Origin of the sequence: Dermacoccus sp. SAI-028, assembly GCF_004346775.1 — a bacterium.
In the GTDB taxonomy this organism is placed as follows: domain Bacteria; phylum Actinomycetota; class Actinomycetes; order Actinomycetales; family Dermatophilaceae; genus Dermacoccus; species Dermacoccus nishinomiyaensis.
This window is the reverse complement of record NZ_SMFS01000001.1, coordinates 1635180-1654477: the sequence shown is the minus strand read 5'-3', so window position 1 is coordinate 1654477 and position 19298 is coordinate 1635180. Positions and strand designations below refer to the sequence as shown.

The 19298-nt window shown below is 70.9% G+C and carries 14 protein-coding genes and 2 riboswitches; of the genes, 7 read left to right on the top strand and 7 right to left on the bottom strand.

All coding sequences use genetic code 11. The annotated features are described in order from the left end of the window. Positions 1 to 47: 47 nt before the first annotated feature. Positions 48 to 111: riboswitch (cobalamin riboswitch) on the bottom strand. 72 nt (positions 112 to 183) lie between these two features. Both EDC82_RS07590 and cobM read left to right on the top strand, forming a co-directional pair. After that, positions 184 to 1545, top strand: coding sequence for a bifunctional cobalt-precorrin-7 (C(5))-methyltransferase/cobalt-precorrin-6B (C(15))-methyltransferase (locus EDC82_RS07590; RefSeq protein ID WP_074039390.1), 1362 nt, complete (start codon positions 184 to 186; stop codon positions 1543 to 1545). After that, the gene (gene cobM, locus EDC82_RS07585) at positions 1542 to 2285 is read left to right on the top strand and encodes a precorrin-4 C(11)-methyltransferase (RefSeq protein WP_074039389.1); all 744 of its coding nucleotides are present in this window, start codon (positions 1542 to 1544) and stop codon (positions 2283 to 2285) included. The genes EDC82_RS07590 and cobM overlap by 4 nt, the downstream gene beginning before the upstream one ends. A gap of 73 nt (positions 2286 to 2358) precedes the next feature. On the opposite strand, the gene EDC82_RS07580 is transcribed toward cobM, so the two are convergent. The 5 genes from EDC82_RS07580 to EDC82_RS07560 all read right to left on the bottom strand — a co-directional run bounded on the left by EDC82_RS07580 (position 2359) and on the right by EDC82_RS07560 (position 6914). Then, positions 2359 to 2883 carry a hypothetical protein gene (locus EDC82_RS07580; protein WP_131941069.1) on the bottom strand — a complete coding sequence of 175 codons (525 nt, stop codon included), beginning with the start codon at positions 2881 to 2883 and terminating at the stop codon, positions 2359 to 2361. A 123-nt stretch (positions 2884 to 3006) separates the two neighbouring features. Further along, positions 3007 to 3297 (bottom strand): hypothetical protein, encoded by a 291-nt coding sequence (locus EDC82_RS07575; protein ID WP_074039385.1) that lies wholly within the window; start codon positions 3295 to 3297, stop codon positions 3007 to 3009. 73 nt (positions 3298 to 3370) lie between these two features. Next, positions 3371 to 4948: a precorrin-2 C(20)-methyltransferase gene (locus EDC82_RS07570; RefSeq protein WP_074039384.1), complete on the bottom strand. Its 1578-nt coding sequence runs from the start codon at positions 4946 to 4948 to the stop codon at positions 3371 to 3373. After that, positions 4948 to 5619 carry a precorrin-8X methylmutase gene (locus EDC82_RS07565; protein WP_074039381.1) on the bottom strand — a complete coding sequence of 224 codons (672 nt, stop codon included), beginning with the start codon at positions 5617 to 5619 and terminating at the stop codon, positions 4948 to 4950. The genes EDC82_RS07570 and EDC82_RS07565 overlap by 1 nt, the downstream gene beginning before the upstream one ends. Continuing rightward, positions 5616 to 6914: a hypothetical protein gene (locus EDC82_RS07560; protein ID WP_074039379.1), complete on the bottom strand. Its 1299-nt coding sequence runs from the start codon at positions 6912 to 6914 to the stop codon at positions 5616 to 5618. The genes EDC82_RS07565 and EDC82_RS07560 overlap by 4 nt, the downstream gene beginning before the upstream one ends. Before the next feature lie 10 nt (positions 6915 to 6924). Continuing rightward, positions 6925 to 7046, top strand: a riboswitch (cobalamin riboswitch). Positions 7047 to 7104: 58 nt separating this feature from the next. Here EDC82_RS07560 and cobN point away from each other — a divergent pair. The 3 genes from cobN to EDC82_RS07545 are packed head-to-tail and all read left to right on the top strand — an operon-like array spanning position 7105 to position 13201. After that, positions 7105 to 10785 carry a cobaltochelatase subunit CobN gene (gene cobN / locus EDC82_RS07555; protein WP_074039377.1) on the top strand — a complete coding sequence of 1227 codons (3681 nt, stop codon included), beginning with the start codon at positions 7105 to 7107 and terminating at the stop codon, positions 10783 to 10785. Continuing rightward, entirely contained in the window at positions 10782 to 12842 is a 2061-nt protein-coding gene (bluB, locus tag EDC82_RS07550) for a 5,6-dimethylbenzimidazole synthase (RefSeq protein WP_200829290.1), read from the top strand. The genes cobN and bluB overlap by 4 nt, the downstream gene beginning before the upstream one ends. Continuing rightward, positions 12842 to 13201: a VOC family protein gene (locus tag EDC82_RS07545; RefSeq protein WP_074039374.1), complete on the top strand. Its 360-nt coding sequence runs from the start codon at positions 12842 to 12844 to the stop codon at positions 13199 to 13201. Before bluB ends, EDC82_RS07545 begins: the two co-directional genes overlap by 1 nt. Before the next feature lie 97 nt (positions 13202 to 13298). Here EDC82_RS07545 and cobF read toward each other — a convergent pair whose 3' ends face one another. Then, positions 13299 to 14087, bottom strand: coding sequence for a precorrin-6A synthase (deacetylating) (gene cobF / locus EDC82_RS07540; RefSeq protein ID WP_074039370.1), 789 nt, complete (start codon positions 14085 to 14087; stop codon positions 13299 to 13301). Between the two features lie 3 nt (positions 14088 to 14090). Continuing rightward, complete coding sequence (locus EDC82_RS07535; protein ID WP_074039368.1) at positions 14091 to 15542, bottom strand: cobyric acid synthase; 1452 nt, start codon at positions 15540 to 15542, stop codon at positions 14091 to 14093. A 98-nt stretch (positions 15543 to 15640) separates the two neighbouring features. Between EDC82_RS07535 and EDC82_RS07530 the strand changes: the two genes are divergently transcribed. Both EDC82_RS07530 and coaE read left to right on the top strand, forming a co-directional pair. Beyond that, on the top strand, positions 15641 to 16801 hold the full coding sequence (locus EDC82_RS07530; RefSeq protein ID WP_083603767.1) for an aminotransferase class I/II-fold pyridoxal phosphate-dependent enzyme: 1161 nt from the start codon (positions 15641 to 15643) through the stop codon (positions 16799 to 16801). Between the two features lie 126 nt (positions 16802 to 16927). Next, entirely contained in the window at positions 16928 to 19291 is a 2364-nt protein-coding gene (coaE, locus tag EDC82_RS07525; protein ID WP_074039366.1) for a dephospho-CoA kinase, read from the top strand. Positions 19292 to 19298: the final 7 nt, after the last annotated feature.

Sequence of the window (19298 nt, the reverse complement as noted above, 5' to 3'; positions counted from 1 at the left end):
CCGCTCGGGGGGCACCGACGCCGGACGACGCCAGTGGTCGCGGCGACGTCCTGGCTTACCCCGTCGGGGATCACAGTGGCGGGACCGCTGCCGGATTCGCACCGGCATTCCTCGCGCGCGACGGCCCCATCATGACAGACGCCGACGCCGCCCGAGGCCCCGGCGGGGCATAGGGTGTCGCCCATGATCGAGGTCGTCGGCATCGAGGACGGTGGGTGGGCGCTGCTGCCCGCCCACCTTCGGCAACTCGTCACGGACGCTGACGTCGTCGTCGGCGGGCGACGGCACCTGGAGCTGCTGCCGCAGGTGGAGGGCCAGGAGCGCCGCACGTGGCCGCGCCCGTTGCGCGACGGGCTGCGCGAGCTCCTGTTCCATGCCGATGACCATGCCCATGGGCGCGCCACGTCGTCCGACGCCCACGAGATGGACGATGCCGCGTCCGGGCGCGTGGTCGTGCTCGCCTCCGGCGATCCGCTGCGCTCGGGTGTCGCGACGACGCTCATCGACGAGTTCGGTGCGGGCGCCGTTCGCGTCCATCCCGCACTGTCGAGCGAAACCCTCGCGCGCGCCCGGATGGGGTGGGCGGCCGAGAGCGTCGACGTCGTGACGACGGTGGGCCGCAGCATCGAGCGAGTGCGCCCGTTCGTCACGCCCAGAGCGCGACTCGTCGTGCTGTGCTCCGACGCGCGCGGCCCGGGCGAGCTCGCCGCGCTGCTCGTGCAGTCGGGAGCACCGGAGGCGAGGCTGACGGCGTGGTGGCACCTCGGCGGGCCCGGGGAAGGGTCGCTACAGGCCACCGCCCAGGGGTGGCCCGACGGGGAACGCGACCTCGCCGAGCCGATTCCCGACCTCGTCCTCGTCTGCGTCGAGGTGCCCGACGAACTGGGCGCGGCCGACGTCGTCGGGACGGTTCCGGGCCGCGCCGAGACGTGGTTCGGCAATGACGGGCTCATCACGAAACGCGACGTGCGGGCTGCAGCACTCGCGCGATTGCGCCCCACGCGCGGCGCGCTGCTCTGGGATCTCGGCGCCGGCTCGGGGGCCGTCGGCATCGAATGGGCGCTCGCCGCGCCCGGTGCTCGCACCGTCGCCGTCGAACGCGATGCCGTACGCGCCGAACGCGCCCGCGAGAACGCCCGCGCCCTCGGAGTCCATCATCGCGTCGACGTCGTCGAGGCGAGCGTCCACGATGTAGCCGTCCACGGCGCGCGGCACCCCGATGGCACCGCCTGCGGCCCCTGCCGTGACGGCGCCGCTCGCGCCACGAGCGACGCCCGTCACAGCGCTCCCGATGCGGTCTTCTTCGGTGGCGGGCTGAGCGCTGAGGCTGTGGACGCTGCCCTCGCGGCTCTACGCCCCGGTGGCCGCCTCGTCGCTCACGCCGTCACGCTCGAGAGCGAGAGCATCCTCCTCGACGCCTGGCGCACGCATGGCGGCGACCTCACGCGCCTGGCCGTCGAACACCTCGAACCCCTCGGCCGACTGCACGGCTGGCGCCCCGCGCGCGCCGTCGTCCAGTGGAGCTACGCGAAGGATCTGACATGACCGTTCACTTCATCGGTGCCGGCCCCGGCGCCGCCGACCTGCTGACGCTGCGCGCGGTGCGCCTGATCGAGAGTTCGCAGGTGTGCTTGTACGCCGGCACCTACCTCGACGACGCCGTCCTCGCCCATTGCCCGCCGGGCGCGCGCCGCGTCGACACACAGCACCTCACCCTCGACGAGATCATCGACGAGATCGTCGCCGCGGATGCGCTGGGGCACGACGTCGCGCGTCTGTGCTCGGGCGACCCTTCCGTCTACAGCGCCGTGGCCGAGCAGGGCCGTCGCCTCGACGCAGCCGGTATCGCCTGGGACGTCTGCCCGGGCGTGCCGTCCTACGCGGCCACAGCCGCGCGTGTCGGACGCGAGCTGACGGTGCCCGAGGTGACGCAGTCGATCGTCCTGACGCGTGCACAGCGCGATTCGACGCCGATGCCGGCGGGTGAGGAGCTCGCGAACTTCGCGCGGACGGGGGCGACACTCGTGCTCCACCTCGCGATCCGTCACACGCGGCGGCTCGCACACGAGCTGGCCGAGCACTACGGCACCGACTGTCCCGTCGTCGTGGGCTCGCAGGTCAGTAGCCCCGACGAACTCATCCTGCGCGGCACGCTCGCCGACATCGCCGATCAGGTCGAGGACGCGGGGCTGCGGCAGGCCGCCGTCATCCTCGTCGGGCCTGCGCTCGCGGCCCACGGCTTCGCCGAGTCGCACCTCTACAGCTGCAGCCGCGAACGAACGTGACGCACGAGAGCCACCGCGTCATCGGCGGTGGCTCTCGGGTGGCCTGCTCGGTCGGTGTCCTGACCGGCGTCGCTCAAAACCGGTGTGTCGGGTTCTGCCCGTCGACGTCGTTCGTGCCGTTCGCGCCGGGGTAGGGGCCCTGTTGCGCCTGGTAGGGGCCGTTCTGGGTCTGACGACGCTGCTGTTGCGCGAAGGCTTGCTCGCGCTGCTTGCGACCGCGACGCACCATGAAGAACAGGACGAGCGCGGCGACGACGAGCAGCGGCAACCCGATGAGCATGAACACGAGCCCGCCGAAGAATCGCCCGACCCCGCTGCTGCGACGCTTCTTGCGGGACGGCGTGCGCCGCCGCTCGGGCTGCTGCCCGATGGACTGATGGTTCGTCGACGCGTCGACGAACGCGACGTTCTGGGCACCGTGCGCCGCAACGCCTGCCGTCCCGACGCCCCCGGTCACAGCTGCGGCTCGTGCTGACGACGCAGACGAGACGCTGGTCGACGCGGCAGTCACCGACGTGGGTTCAGCAGCGGACGCCGGGCCCGCGCCTTCGACGAGCAAGCAAACGGCAGCCGCGCCGGCGACAAGAATTCGACGCATCGTTCTCCCCCTTGAACGGTGATGTTCCGGTATCACGTGCATCTAACCGGGGTTCGTGACGGCCCGCAACCGAACCCGCACCCCGCGTCGGCCTGATATCTGTCTCAGGCAGACTCGCGTGGCTCAGGCGGGCTCGTCCAGCGGGAACTGATCGAGCAGCGCGTCGATCTCGGCGGGGTCGTGTCGGCCCGGCTGCTCCGGAGCCCCGGCTTCGGCGGAGGCCTCGACGAGCGCCTCCCCGAGGTGATGGGCCTCGGCGGGCGAGAGGTTGGTGTCGCGGATGAGGTCGTGGACGTCGCCGCGGGCGACGAGATGCACCTGGGCCCCATCCACCTCGACACCGAGCGTCGAGCCGTCGGGGTAGGTGACCGACGGCGACTCGGAGGAGCCGGTGTGGGGGGTGAAGTCGCTCATACCCCTGACGCTACGTGCCCGCGGGGCTCCTGTGTCCATCGCGACCCGACGGTTTTTCGACCGCCCGACGTGATCACCTCGATGGGACGAATCGCGCCGTCCACACGCGCCCGTCCGCCGTGGTGCGGGTGCCCTGGGAGCCGACGATGACGAGGCAACCCATGTCGATCGTCTCGGGGTCGAGCGCGGCCACGCTCGTCACCTCGAGGGCCTCCTGCTCGCGGCCGACATGACGTGCGACGACGACGGGTCGATCGCCTGGTAGTTCCTCACGCAGCACGGAGAGCGCTTGGTCGAACTGATGGGGGCGGCTCGCCGAGCGGGGGTTGTAGAACGCCATCGCGAGGTCGGCGCGGGCACAGGAGCGCAGGCGTGCGTCGATGACGTCCCACGGCTTGAGGCGGTCGGACAGGGAGATGAGCGCGTGGTCACCTCCGAGCACGGCGCCGGCCAGGGCGGCGGCGGCGTGCGCCGCCGTCACGCCGGGAACGACATGCACGGGCATCCCCGCGAGCGCGGCGTTCTCGGGTCGCTCGCGCGCCTCGAAGACGGCCGACGCCATCCCGAACACCCCGGCGTCGCCCCCGGAGACGACGGCGACATCGTGCCCGTCATGCGCCAGTTCGAGGGCCTGGGTGCCGCGATCGACCTCGACCGTGTTGCCGCTCGGGAGCCGGACGAGGCCATCGCGTGTGGGGACCCGGGCCACGTAAGGCGCATAGCCGATGACGTACGAGACGCGCCCCAGGACGTCAGCCGCCTCGGGCGTCAGCCAGGCGTCGGGGCCGGGCCCGAGCCCGACGACGAACACGGTTCCGGGCTCGCCCGACCTCTCGGACGTCGCTGCGGCGGGCAGCACGCCGGGGACTCGCTGCATCGCGGTCCGGCTCGAACTGCTCGCGCTTCCCGACGCGCGGCCGGCGGCGTCGGCGCGTCGATCGAGCCCGGGCACGACGACGAGCGACATGTACGGCACGTGCGACGGGTCGACCTGTGTGACAGGGAGGAGGCGTTCACCGTCACGGCTCGCCCGCTCGACGTACCAGGCGCGCTCGAGCAGGCCCGCCTGGGCGAGTGCTTCGCGCACGTTCGCGAAGGTGCGGCCCAGCTTCATGATGACGGCGGCGTCGGTGTCGGCGAGGCGGCGCGCCATCTCGGTGACGGGGAGGGTGCCGGGCAGCACGGTGAGCACGTCCTCGTGCCGGCACAACCCTGTCGACAGGCCCGCGGACGCCGCGGAGACCGACGTCACCCCGGGCACGACATGGGCGTCGAAACGCTCGGCGAGCAGGTCGTGGACGTACATCGACGAACCGAAGAACAACGGGTCGCCCTCGGCGAGCAGGACGACGCTGCGTCCGGCCTCGAGGTGGGCGCCGAGGCGCTCGGCGCACTCGAGGTAGAACGCCGCCATCGCACCGTGGTAGCCGCCGGGATGGTCGATCTCACCAGTCGTCACGGGGTAGACGAGCTCTTCCTCGACGACGCCGTCCGGGATGAGATCGGCCGCGATGGCGCGTGCGGTGCTCGGACGATGACCGGCGCGGTGGTAGGCGACGACGTCAGCGGTCTCGATGAGCCGAGCGGCCTTGCGGGTGATGAGCTCGGGGTCACCGGGGCCGACGCCGACGCACCACAGGCTGCCCGTCATCACAGGATCTCCTGCTCGGTCGCGAGGGCGTTGACGGCGGCCGCAGCCATGGCTGAGCCTCCCCGGCGCCCATGGACGGTCAGCCAGGGGATCTGTGATCCGTCGTCGAGACGATGCTCGGCGAGAGCGACCTTGGACTCGGCGGAGCCGACGAAACCGACGGGCATCCCAACGATCGCAGCCGGGCGCGGGGCGCCGTCGCGCAGCATCTCGAGCAGGTGGAACAGGGCCGTCGGGGCGTTGCCGATGGCGACGACGGCGCCGTCGAGGTGCGGTGCCCACAACGACGCGGCGGCGGCCGAGCGAGTCGTCGACCAGGCCTGTGCGAGCGCCGGCACCTGCGGTTCGCGCAGCGTACAGATGACGTCGTTGTCGGCGGGCAGTCGGCTGCGCGTCACGCCCGCGGCGAGCATGTGCGAGTCGGTGATGACGGGCGCGCCGGCGCGCAACGCGGCGAGAGCGGCCTCGCCGACGTCCGTGCTGCCGGCGATCTCGTCGATGACGCCGACGTCGCCTGCGGCATGCGCGACCCGCACCGCAGCACGGTGGACGCCCTCGGGCAGGTGGTCGAGCGTCACCTCACGACGGATCGTCGCGAACGACTCGCGATAGATGACACGCCCGTCACGCTCGTAGTCGTAGCGGCGGGTCGGGGGAGCGATGTCGGTCATGAGCGGCCGTTCGGGTCGAGGATGTCGGTCAGGTTGTGAGGGGCGACGACGAGATGATGCTCGCCGGCGGGGCGGCCGCACGCACGCTCGCACCCGACGACGTGGACGCGGGGTGCGGCGGAAACGGTGGCACGTCGATCATCGGCGCTGGCATGCTCGGGCGTGCTCGCAGCGATGACGCTGCCGATGCGGCTGTCATCGAGCGCCGTGTCACACCAGTTGCCGTCGTCGAAGATCCTCGCCGCGGCCCGCGTGAGGTCGAGCGTCGAGACGTCGGTGCGACGGCAGTACGGTGCGCCGACGCAGGCGCTGAATCGCGCTCGGGCCGAACCGGGTTCGGTGACGAATCCGGCGCCGCGCAGATGCCTGGTCGCGCTGGGCAGGTCGGCGCCGTCGCGCAGCGTACGCACGACGATGCTGCGCTCGGGGGTGACGACGACGTCCTGCGTCACCTCGTCCAGGGCGCGAGCGGCCGGCGCGTCGAGCAGGCCGAGCGGGAGATGAACCTCAAGGCGGCTCTTGGACGTGGCCGCCGCGGTGCCGGTCGCGGGCCGGGCCTCGGCGCGGGGCATATCGGCGGCGCTCACCTCGGCGGCGCGCACCCGCTCGTCGAGTCGGGCGAAGAACGGATGATCGTCGGGCAGGTCGGTGACGTTCCAGAACCGCCCGTCATCATGCTGCGTCGTCGCGACGAAGTCCTCCGCGACAGCGACCAGCGTCGCCGCGGCCTGGTGCGCAGCACATGCGAACGACCGGCCACCGACGCGCACTTCGCCGGCACGCATCTGATCGACGCGCATCTCACCCGTCCACGAGCTGTCGTCGTCCGCGCCGAGAGCGAACGCGACATCGGCCGGCACCGCGGGCAGCGTCTCGTCCCCGGCGGCCAGCGCGAAGATCCATCGCCCCGACAGTGACGCCAACGACGGCGTGTCGACGATCGCCGAATCCAGTTGCTGCACCAGGGAATCGAGCGACGCATCCGGCCCCGCGACGATGTTGCGCACCCGCTCGTGGGTTGCTGACGGCAGCATCCCGAGCGCCGCGACGGCGTCGACGAACGCGCCCGGCAGCGGCTCGTCCAAGCCGCGAAGCTGCAGGTTGCCGCGTGACGTCAGCTGGACGAACGGCTGGCCGAATCGTTCGGCAAGATCGCACACCGTCACGAGGTCATGGCTCGACACGCGGCCACCGGGCACGCGCAGGCGGACAATGGCGCCGTCGGCAGCTGCGAACGGGCGCAGCACACCGGGGCAGCGGTCGTCGACATCTCGTACGGGCACAGCGAGCAGCATACGAGCCGTCTCCGTTAGGCTCGGGCACGGTCGTCAGGTGATGGAACCCGGTGCGAATCCGGGACGGTCCCGCCACTGTGTGTCCGACGCGTGCGTCGGCGAGTCAGGAACGCCCTGACGATCGACTCCCGTGCCACGGGAGCCCTCTCATGACGACGCGGGCGTGGACACCCGCGAAGGAGCTGCCCTCATGGCGCGCATCGCCCTCATCTCGACCTCCGACACCGACCTGCTCAGCGCTCGCGCGAGCGGCGCCGACTACGCCGTCTCCAACCCGGGGCGCGTCCCGACGCACGGCGACGCCTCCGAGGGCGCCGACATCGTCGTCGTCCGCCTGCTCGGCGGCCCGCAGGATCTGTGCAGTGGTTTCGCGGCGTACGCCGCCTCCGGCCGTCCCGTCGTCGTGCTCGGCGGTGAGCAGGAGCCCAACGCGGCCCTCATGGAGCGTTCGACGACGCCGCCCGGTGTCGCGGCGCAGGCCCACGAGTACCTCGCGCAGGGCGGTGCGGCGAACCTCAAGGAGCTGCACGCGTTCCTCAGCGACACGCTGCTCATGACCGGCGAAGGCTTCGAACCGCCCGTCGTCACGCCCTCGTGGGGTGTGCTCGAGCGTGCCGAGATCGCCGATGACGCCGAGAGCACCGACGGCGCCACGGCCACGAAGAAGCCCCGCGTCGCGGTGCTCTTCTATCGTGCCCAGTACGTCGCGGGCAACGACGCGTACGCCCATGCCCTCGCCGACGCGATCGACCGCGCCGGCGGCATCGGGGTGGTGATCTACGTCTCCAGCCTGCGCGAGGCCGACGCCGAACTGCTCGACCACCTCGCCGGTTACGACGCGCTCGTGACGACGGTGCTCGCGGCCGGCGGGTCGCGTCCGGCGTCCGCGGGCGCGGGGGAGGACGACGAGAGCTGGGACGTCCAGGCCCTCGCCGCGCTCGACGTCCCCATCGTCCAGGGGCTGTGCCTGACGTGGAGCCGTGAGCAGTGGGCCGCCTCCGATGACGGGATGACGCCGCTCGACGTCGCGACGCAGGTCGCGGTGCCCGAGTTCGACGGGCGCATCATCTCGGTTCCGTTCAGCTTCAAGGAGTTCGACTCGGACGGCCTGCCGTCCTACGTCGCCGACCCGGAGCGCTGCGACCGCGTCGCGGGCATCGTCGTCGGGCACGCGCGGCTGCGTCATCTCGACCCGTCGGAGCGCCGCATCGCCGTCATGCTGTCGGCGTACCCGACGAAGCACTCGCGCATCGGCAACGCCGTTGGCCTCGACACGCCCGTCTCGACGATCCGGCTGCTGCGCGCCATGCGCGAGGCCGGTTACGACCTCGGCGAACGCGGCGCGATCCCCGGTCTCGACGACGTCGAACCGATCGAGGGCGAGGAGCTCGACACGACCGCGGGCAACGCGCTCATCCACGCCCTGATCGCCGCGGGCGGGCAGGACCCGGAGTGGTTGACGGACGCGCAGCTCACCGACGCGCACGTACGTATCCCCGCAGCGCTCTACCGCGAGTGGTTCGCCCGCCTGCCCGAGGATCTGCGCGAGGGGATGAGCGAGCACTGGGGTGAGGCGCCCGGTGAGCTGTTCGTCGACCGCTCCCATGACGAGGCCGGCGAGATCGTCACCGCGGCACTGCAGGCGGGCAACCTCGTCATCCTCGTGCAGCCGCCGCGCGGCTTCGGTGAGAACCCCATCGCGATCTACCACGACCCCGACCTGCCGCCGACGCACCACTACGTCGCGACCTACCGGTGGATCGAGGAGGAGTTCGGCGCCCACGCCGTCGTCCACATGGGCAAGCACGGCAACCTCGAGTGGATGCCGGGCAAGAGCCTCGGCATGTCCGCCTCGTGCGGCACCGATGCCGCGCTCGGCTCGCTGCCGCTCATCTACCCCTTCCTCGTCAATGACCCCGGCGAGGGCACCGAGGCCAAACGACGCGCGCACGCGACGATCGTCGACCACCTCGTGCCGCCGATGGCGCGCGCCGAGAGCTACGGCGACATCGCCCGCCTCGAGCAGCTGCTCGACGAGTACGGCAACGTCAGCGTCATGGACCCGGCGAAGGCGCCGGCGCTGCAGGGCGAGATCTGGACGCTCATCCGCGCGGCCGAGCTGCACCACGACCTCGGCCTCGAGGACATGCCGGACGAGGATTCGTTCGACGAGTTCGTCATGCACGTCGACGGGTGGCTGTGCGAGATCAAGGACGTGCAGATCCGTGACGGTCTGCACGTGCTCGGCGCCGCGCCCGAGGGCGAGGGCCTGACGAACCTCGTCGTCGCGATGCTGCGCTCCAACCAGCTCTTCGGCGGTGCGAAGGACGGGCTGCCGGGCTTGCGCACCGCGCTCGGCCTCGACCCGACGAGTGACGACCGCGACGCCACCGACAACGCCGAGCGGCACGCGCACGCCCTCGTCACCGCATTGGCTGCTGCCGGGTGGGATGCCGCGTCGGTCTCCGATGTCGTCGAGGCGCACCTCGCGGGGTTGGCGGACGACGAGGTCGCCGGCGTCGACCGCGCCGACGTCGAGGCGTCCCTGCGGTTCGCCTGCACCCAGATCGTGCCGCGTCTGCAGCAGACACCGCAGGAGATCACCTCCGTGCTGCACGCGCTCGACGGTGGGTACGTCGCCGCCGGCCCGAGCGGTTCGCCGCTGCGCGGGCTCGTCAACGTCCTACCGACGGGCCGCAACTTCTACTCGGTCGACCCGAAGGCGATCCCGAGCCGCCTCGCGTACGAGACGGGCCGCGCGATGGCGGATTCGCTCATCGCCCGCTACCGCGAGGACGAGGGCGCGCTGCCCGAATCGGTCGGGCTGTCGGCGTGGGGCACCTCCGCGATGCGCACGAGCGGCGACGACATCGGCGAGATCCTTGCACTGCTGGGCATCATGCCCATCTGGGACGAGCAGTCACGCCGCGTCGTCGGGCTTGAACCGATCAGCCTCGAGGAGCTCGGGCGTCCGCGCATCGACGTCACCGTCCGCGTCTCGGGGTTCTTCCGTGACGCCTTCCCGCACGTCGTCGCGATGATCGACGACGCCGTCAAGCTCGTCGTCGACCTCGACGAGCCGCTCGATCAGAACTTCCCGCGCGCGCACGCCCTCGCCGACGTCGAGACGCACGGCGACGAGCGGCGCGCCCGCACCCGCATCTTCGGTTCGAAACCGGGTGCGTACGGCGCGGGCCTGCTGCAGGTCATGGAGTCGGGCAACTGGCGCAGCAACGACGACCTCGCGGAGGTCTACACGGCGTGGGGTGGGTTCGCGTACGGCCGCGACCTCGACGGCGCGCCCGCACGCGACGACATGGAGCGCAACTATCGACGCATCCAGGTGGCGGCGAAGAACGTCGACAACCGCGAATCCGACATCCTCGACTCCGACGACTACTTCCAGTACCACGGCGGCATGGTCGCGACGGTGAAGGCACTGACGGGTGCCGAACCCAAGGCGTACGTGGGAGATTCGACGAGCCCTGACGCCGTGCGCACCCGCACGCTGACGGAGGAGACCGCCCGCATTTTCCGCGCCCGCGTCGTCAACCCGCGCTGGATCTCGGCGATGCAGCGCCACGGCTACAAGGGCGCGTTCGAGCTCGCCGCGACCGTCGACTACCTGTTCGGTTTCGACGCGACGAGCCAGGTCGTGCCCGACTGGATGTACGAGTCGATCGCGTCCGAGTACGTGCTCGACGAGACGAACCAGGCGTTCATGCGCCATGCGAACCCGTGGGCGCTGCGCGGCATCATCGAGAAGCTCGGCGAGGCGGCCGAGCGTGGACTGTGGGCGGAACCGAACCCCGAGACCGTCGCCGCGATGCAGCAGGTCTACCTCGACGTCGAAGGTGAGCTGGAGGAGTGAGCCCCGACGAGTCGCTGCGTGGAGTGCCGGCAGGGCCTGCGCGGGGTGCGCCGTCCCCGGATGTGGAGGGGATTCTGCGTCACGCCGGGGACGCCTCGCTCGCGGAGTCTTCTCGGATCGCCGACTCGAGCGACGGAGGTGGCTTCCGTCGTCCGACGCCTGTCATCGGTGACGCCTCGTCGGCGCGCGAACGCCGCGATGATCCGGCTGGCTGGTCCATGGGCGCGCAGGTGCAGGAAGCCCTCGCCGACGTCATCGGGGCGCGTCGTGACATTCGGCGTTACCGCCCCGACGCGGTGCCGGACGAGCTCGTGCGCGAGGTGCTCGCTGCGGGTCATGCCGGGCCGTCGGTCGGCCATTCACAGCCGTGGCGGTTCATCGTCGTGAGCGATCCGGCAACCCGGGATCGCGCTGCGCACCTCGCGGACACGGCACGCTTGCGGCAGGCGCGTCAGATGCTGCCCGAGCGGGCGGCGCGGTTGCTCGACCTCAAGCTCGAAGGGCTGCGCGAGGCGCCCGTCGGCGTCGTCGTTGCCTGTGACCGGCGCGTGCCCGCAGCGGGCGTGCTCGGGCGGGCGACGTTCACCGACACGGACGTCTGGTCATGCGCGTGCGCCATCGAGAACATGTGGCTGACGGCGCGCGCCCACGGACTCGGCATGGGGTGGGTGACGCTGTTCGAACCCGCCGATCTGGCTGATCTGCTCGGCCTGCCCGACGGCGTCGAGACCCTCGGCTGGATGTGCCTCGGCTGGCCCGACGAGCGTCCGCCCGAACCAGGTCTGCAGCGCGCCGCATGGTCGGCCAAGCTGGCTCTCGACGACGTCGTGCTGGCAGAACGCTGGCCCGAGACGGGTGAGATCGATGCCACGGCACGCGGACCGGAGACCGTGGGTGTCGACGGCGGCCCGGCGGCGTTCGGTTCAGGGGCCCCCGCGTCAGGCTTGCGTCCGACCGGGCCGCCACCGTCCTACCTCGCAGGACCCGAAGGCGCCCGTCTCGTCGTCGCCAGCGACGACGCCGACCGCCTGCTCGCTCCGCCGGAGGCGCTCGGGGTGCTCGACCGCGTCGTCAACCGGGTCGCCGCCATCGCCGGGCCGGACGTCGCCAGCGGCATACTGGTCCTGGCCGGTGCCGACCACCCGGTCACCCGCCACGGCGTGAGCGCCTACGCCTCGTCCGTGACGGCCGACGTCATGCGCGCGGCCAGGGCGGGCACTTCCCTTGGAGCGGCACATGCGCGTTCGGCCGGCCTTGCCTGTCTTGTCGTCGATGCCGGCGTGGACGGGCGGCAGCCGGCGCCTGCATCGGGTGCCGATGAGCTTCCCGCGGGCGTCCCCACCGAGCGCGTGGACGTCGTGGGGCCACGCGGTGACCTGGTTGACGCCGACGCGCTCACCCCGCATGACGTCGAGGCGTGTCTTGCGGCCGGGCGGCGGCTCGGGGCGAGGGCCGGGGCGAGCGGTCTCGTCGTGCTCGGCGAGGTCGGCGTCGGCAACACGACGATCGCCGCTGCTCTCGCGGCGGCGCTGCTCGAGGCTCCGTCCGACGCTGTGCTCGGCCTCGGATCGGGCGCGGATGCCGCGATGATGGCGCGCAAGAAGCGCGTGGTCGAGGCCGCACTGGCGCGCAGCCAAGGCTCACGTGACGTCGCCACGAATCGGGGCGAGCGTGCCCGCCTGGCACTCACGCAGGTCGGTGGGCCGGAGGTCGCGGTGCTCGCGGGTGTCGTGCTCGGCGCCGCTGAGGCGCACGCGCCGATCGTCCTCGACGGACTGGCGACGTCCGTCGCGGCTTTGGCGGCCGCACGGATGGAGCCGTCGGTCCAGGCGTATCTCGTGGCGGGTCAGCGCAGCCGGGAGAGCGCGCACGGTCTCGTGCTCGACGAACTCGGCCTCGAACCACTGCTCGACCTGCGCCTTCGCGCCGGCGAGGGCGTCGGTGCGTGTCTCGCTGCGGGGATGATCCTGCAGGCGCTGGACGCGCGCCGCGCCTCCGCGCGCACGACCGATGCCGGCGGCGTACTCGGCGACGGTGATGCGGCAGGAGACAGCTGATGGGGCTGTATCTGTCCCACACGACCTGGGACGCGCGCGATCCGTTCGCCGTCGCGCAGTTCTGGCGCGCACTCATGGGATGGGAGATCGACGAGCCGGAGTCATACCGTCCCGGCTCGAACGAGTGCTCACTCGAGGCCCCGAACGGCACCATCGTGCTGTTCTACCGGGTGCCCGATGCGAAGCAGGTGAAGAATCGCGCCCACATGGATCTGCGGGCTCAGGCCTCGACGCGTGATGCCGAGATCGAGCGTGCCCTCGCCCTCGGCGCGACGATGGTCGACGATCGCCGCAGCGACCTCGGCTGGGCCGTCCTCGCCGACCCAGAGGGCAACGAGTTCTGCATCCTCGACGGTTGAGAGCTGAAACCCTGTGTGGCGCGATCGCGGCTCTCACGACACCCCGCCTCTCAGGAACGAGACCCAGGAGTGCGGTGGCCGACGGCGGGGCCACTCGTCAGGATGCCGGCAGGCTCATCGCGTAGACGTCCATGACCCAGCCGTGCTCCTGCTTCAGGCGGGCACGAACGTCGACGATCTCGTCGATGACGTCGACGAGGCGGCCCGCGCGCAGCGTCTGCTGGGGCATACCGACATACGCGCCCCAGTGGATGACGAGGGCAGGGTGCGTCTCGACGAGGTGGCGGCAGGCGAGGTGCCCGTCGAGCATGACGACGACCGTTCCGAGGCCGGGGGACCATTCAGTCACGAGCCGTCGACCGGTCGTGACGTGCACCGGTTGGCCGATCTGGTGCAGCACGATGCCGTGCGCCGCGGCGAGGGTCTGGAACGCCGAGATGCCCGGAATGACAACCGAGTTCACCGGCCGATGGCGCGCCAGACGATCGACGACGCGGATCGTCGAGTCGTAGAACGCGGGGTCACCCCAGACGAGAAATCCGACGACGATTCCCGGCTCTAGCGCGTCGATCACCTCGCCCCACGCGTGAGCGCGCGCGTCGTGCCAATCGAGAACACCGTCGGTGTACTGGCGCGCGTCACGCTCGGCGTCGGGGCCGCGCCGCGGATCGGGGAGCGCGACGAACCGGTAGCTGCCCTCGGCCAGATGCGTGCGGCACAGTGCCTCGCGCACCTCGACGAGCTCGCGCTTCTCATCGCCCTTGTCGGCGACGAGGAAGACGTCGACCTCACGCATCGCGTCGATCGCCTCGAGCGTCAGATGACGCGGGGAGCCCGCGCCGATACCGATGACGCGAACCTCGCGAGGGGTCGTGGTGTCCGTCATGATTCAGCCCTTCCTCATCGCCAGGTCTAGCAGCGCGTCGACGTCGAGGTGTTCGTCGCAGGCGTCGGCGAGGGCGTCGATCATGGCTGAACGTCGGGCACGGAACCCCATCGCGCCGCCGCGAGGCACCCACGCAGAGCCCGACGCGCGGGCGACGTCACTCAGCCACGCCCGCCGGAATCCGTCGTTCTCGAGGGTGCCGTGCCAGATCGTGCCCCACACGGCCCCCGCGCACGTACCGCCGGGAAAGTTCGGTTCGGCGGTGACGACACCGTGGTGGATCTCGTAGCCGTCGACGTCCTCGCCCCGCCACGTTCCAGCGGGCCGAGCCAACGTCTTCTCCGCCTCGAACCTCACCGATCCGCGCAGGTGCCCGAGCCCGTCGACCGCCCCGACACCGGATTCCACGGAATCCTCCAGCCGGTCGACGAGCATCTCGTAGCCGCCGCAGATGCCCAGCACCGGCGCCCCACGCCGAACGCGGTCGGCGACGACGTCGGCGAGCCCGCGGGCGCGCAGCCAAGCCAGATCACTGACGGTCGCGCGACTGCCCGGCAGGACGAGCAGGTCGGCCTCACGGCACAGGTCGGCGTCCGTCGTCACCCGCACGTCGACGCCCGGTTCGGCGGCGAGAGCATCGACGTCGGTCGCGTTGCTCGTGCGCGGAAACCGGACGACGGCGACGCTCAGACGCGCCTCGTCTGCATCGCCGCCCGCAAGACTCGGTCGCCACCGACCGATCGACAAGGCATCCTCAGAGTCGAGCCACACATCCTCGAGCCATGGCAGCACGCCGCGGCAGGGCAGGCCGGTACGTCGCGTGATCTCGTCGAGGCCGGGCTCGAGGACGGACGCGTCGCCGCGAAACTTGTTGATGACGTACGCCGCGAGATGGCGACGATCGTCGTCGTCGAGCAACGCCCACGTCCCGTACAGCGCGGCGAGCACACCGCCGCGGTCGATGTCGCCGACGAGGGCGACGGGCAGGTCGAAGCGGCGCGCGAGCCCCATGTTGACGTAGTCGCCGCCGCGCAGGTTGATCTCGGCGGGGGAGCCGGCACCCTCGGCGATGATGACGTCGACGTCGCCCGCCAGCTCCTCGAAGGCCGTGAACGCCGCGTCCGCGAGGTGACGCCGGCCCGTCGCGTACTCACCGGCGCGCAACCGCCCTGCCGGTCGGCCACGCAGGACGACGAACGCATCCCGGTCGCTGCCCGGCTTGAGCAGGACTGGGTTGTGCACGCTCGCGGCCTCGACGCCCGCAGCCTCGCACTGCAGGTACTGCGCGCGCCCGATCTCGCTGCCGTCACGGCACACCATCGAGTTGTTCGACATGTTCTGCGACTTGAACGGGGCCACACGCACCCCGCGTCGCGCCCACGCCCGCGCGAGCCCGGTGACGACGAGCGACTTGCCCGCATCGGAGGAGGTACCGGTCACGAGGAGGCCATTCACGCCCCCACCCTAAACGTTTCACGAGGTCTCGCTCTGCGGCATGATGGCTGCGTCGGGCCCCGCGAGATCCGCGGGGCCACCAGCTCGAAAGGCGCACCGTGCCTCGTTTCATCTCCTCCCGTTACCAGGCGGGTTCCGCGACGCAGATGTCCGTCATCGCCGACCGTGCGCGCGAGTTCGACGACGTCATCAACTTCAGCCTCGGCGACCCCGACCTGACGACCGACGCCGGCATCATCGAGGCTGCCGCGGCCGACGCGAAGGCCGGCCACACGCACTACACCTCGAGCCTGGGTTACCCGGAGCTGCGCCAGGGCATCGTCGACATGTACCGCGACGACTACGGTCTCGAACGCAGCATCGACGACGTCATGGTGACGACGTCGGGCTGCCACGCGATGTGGCTCGTCATGGAGACACTGCTCGACGACGGTGACGAGGTGCTCGTCATCGAGCCGTACTTCACGCCGTACCCGCACCAGGTGCGTCTCGCGCGCGGCGTGCCCGTCTTCGTGCCGACGACGAAGGAGAACGGCTTCCAGGTGACGATCGCCGACCTCGAGGCCGCCATCACGCCGCGCACGCGCGCCGTCATCGTCAACACGCCGTGCAACCCGACGGGTGTGCAGTGGAGCCGCGAAACGCTCGAAGGCGTCGCGCGGGTCGCGACGGAGCACGACCTCGTCGTCGTCGCGGACGACATCTACACGCTGTTCACCTACCGCGAGCCGTTCGTGCCGTTCGCGTCGCTGCCCGGCATGGCGCAGCGTACCGTGACGATCGGGTCGTTCAGCAAGGACTACCTCATGACGGGCTGGCGCATCGGGTGGATCCTCGCCCCGGCCGACTTCGTCTCGACGGCGCGTGACGTCAACGAGAACAACGTCTTCACCGCGCCCTCGATCTCGCAGCGCGCGGCCCTCAACGCTCTCGAACGACGCGCCGAGCTGCGTCCGCCCGTCAAGGAGCTCTACCGCGGCCGCCTGCAGCGCGCTTACGAGCGCGTGCAGCGGCTGCCGCACATGGACGCTTTCGAGCCGCAAGGCACCATCTACCTGTGGGTCGACATCCGCGAGACCGGTCTGACGTCGCTCGAGTGCGCCGCGCGCATCGTCGAGGAAGCCCACATCCTGACGATCCCCGGCACCGCGTTCGGCGCGTCGGGCGAAGGGTTCCTGCGTCTCGCTGTCACCGTCGGCGAGGAGCAGATCGACGAGGCCTTCGACCGCCTGGAGCGCATGAGCATCTTCGGCGGCTGACGGCGGCCTGGGGGTGCTCGGCGCGAGCCGCGGGCACCACGTAGGGTTGGCCCTCGTGCCACGAGGGCACGACCCGGCTCGTGGCGATCGTCCGCGGGCTTGGGCCCCACCGACCCCGAAGCGTTGATGAGCGCCTTAACCACCCGTCTGCACGACCGTCTCGGCCTACGTACGTCACCGCGGATCTTCTTCGGCTCCGCTGCGCTGATCGTCGTGTTCACCGCGTCCATGGCACTCTTCCCCGACCCGGTGCGTTCCGTCTTCGGTGCGGCGGCACACTGGTTACGTTTCGATCTCGGCTGGTTCTACACGGCGGCCGCGACCCTTCTCGTCGTCTTCTCGCTGGGGCTCGCCGCAAGCCGTTACGGGCGCGTCAAGCTCGGCCCTGACGACGCCGAGCCCGCCTACTCTGGGCTGTCGTGGTTCGCGATGATGTTCGCGGCCGGCGTCGGCGCGACGTTGATGTTCTGGGGCATCGCCGAGCCGATGAACCACTACGCGCGCCCGCCGCTCGGCGCGGCGCCCTACTCGGACGAAGCGGCGTGGGACGCGCTGTCGATCGCGAACTTCCACTTCGGCATCCACATGTGGGCCATCCTCGTCGTGCCCGGCCTGTGCTTCGGGTATTTCACGTACAAGCGCAACCTGCCGCCGCGCGTGTCGTCTGCGTTCCATCCGCTGCTCGGCGACCGCATCCACGGCCCCATCGGCCAGGCCATCGACATCATCGCCGTCGTCTCCACCGTCTTCGGTCTCGCCGTCTCGACGGGTCTCGGTGCGCTGCAGATCAACTCGGGCATGAACGATGTCTTCGGCGTGCCGATCGCCGGGTGGGTGCAGGCCGCGATCCTCGCCGTCATCACGGCGGCTGCGCTGACGTCCGTGCTCGCCGGCATGGACAAGGGCGTCAAGAACCTGTCCTACGCCAACATCCTCATGGCGATCGCGCTGCTCCTCTTCGTGGCGATGACGGCGATGTCCGCCTCCGACGTGGCGCGCGGCATCGTCGAGTCGGCCGGTCGCTACCTGTCGCAGCTGCCGATGCTGTCGACGTTCAACGACACGATGCACCACGGCGCGTGGTCAGGTCAGTGGACGGTCTACTACTGGGCGTGGACGGTGACGTGGGCGCCGTTCGTCGGGATGTTCGTCGCCAAGATCTCGCGCGGACGCACCATCCGCGCGTTCGTGACGGCATCGATCGGGCTGCCCAGCGCCTTCGTCGTCGTGTGGATCGGCGTGTACGGCCTCACGTCGATCACGAGCGATCGAGCGAGCGCGAAGGCTGCGGGACAGGGCGGTTCGCTCGCGCACACGATCGTCGACGAGAACAACCCGCAGGCGGCGCTGTTCCAGTTCTTGCGCGACCTGCCCGGCTACCTGCCCGTCGCGACGCTGGCGCTCGCCGTCATCGTCATCTTCTTCATCACCTCGATCGACTCGGGCGCGCTCGTCATGGACGCCATGGTCAACGGCCACGAGGACGCGTCGGTGCGCCGTCAGCGCGTGTTCTGGTCGCTGTCGGTGGGCGCCGTCTGTGCTGCGATCATCCTCACGGCGGGCGAGGACGGGCTGTCGGCGCTGCAGGAGGTCATCATCGTCATCGGGTTCCCCATCACGGTCCTGACGGTCCTGCAGGCCTGGCTGTTGTTCCAGGCGCTGCGTGAGGACGCCGGAGCGGCACGCCCGATGCGGACCCGCCAGTGGAAGCAGGTGCTGCCCGCCGAGGAGTACGAGCGGCGCGCCGCCGAGGGCGTGCTCGACGAGGACGCCTACGTCGTCCTGCCCGAGTTCGAGGAGGGCACCGAGCCGGAGTTCGAGACGCACGTCCCGACGACGGCGCAGACGCAGCAGCAGGCCGCGGAGCGCGCCGCCGTCTCCATCGGGCTGACAGGGCCGGTCGCCGCGGGCAAGTCGGTCGTCGGCGACGCGTTCGAGCGCCGCGGCGCGGTCGTCGTCGAGTTCGACGAGGTGATGCGCGAACTGCTCGTGCCGGGCGAGGAAGCCCTCGACCGGTTGCGGGAGGTGTTCTCCGAGACGATCGCCCACCCCGACGGCACGATCGACTGGCACACGCTCGACGACCTCACAACGCGCAGCCCCGCGGCGCGCGAGCGGATGTATGCCGTCATCGGCCCGTTCGTGCGTGCGGAGGCCGACGCCCGGGCCAAGGCCGTGGGCGATGACTCGGTGCTCGTGCTCGACCTCGCGCTGCTGACGGACGCCGCGACGCCGCGCGACTTCGACCACGTCGTCGTCGTGGAGGCGCCGGCGGAGGTGCGCGTCGAACGGCTCATGGCCGAGCGTGGACTGGATCTTGAGCAGGCCTGGGCGGAGATCGACGCCGACACGCAGGGGCGCGAGCGCAGCGACGCGGCCGACGTCGTCCTCTCGAACGAGGGCAGCATCGACGAGCTCGACGCCGCTGTCGGTGCGTTCTGGGAGGATGAGGTCGCACCGGCGCTGAACAGTGCCGCGACGCGCGTCTGAGGAGGCG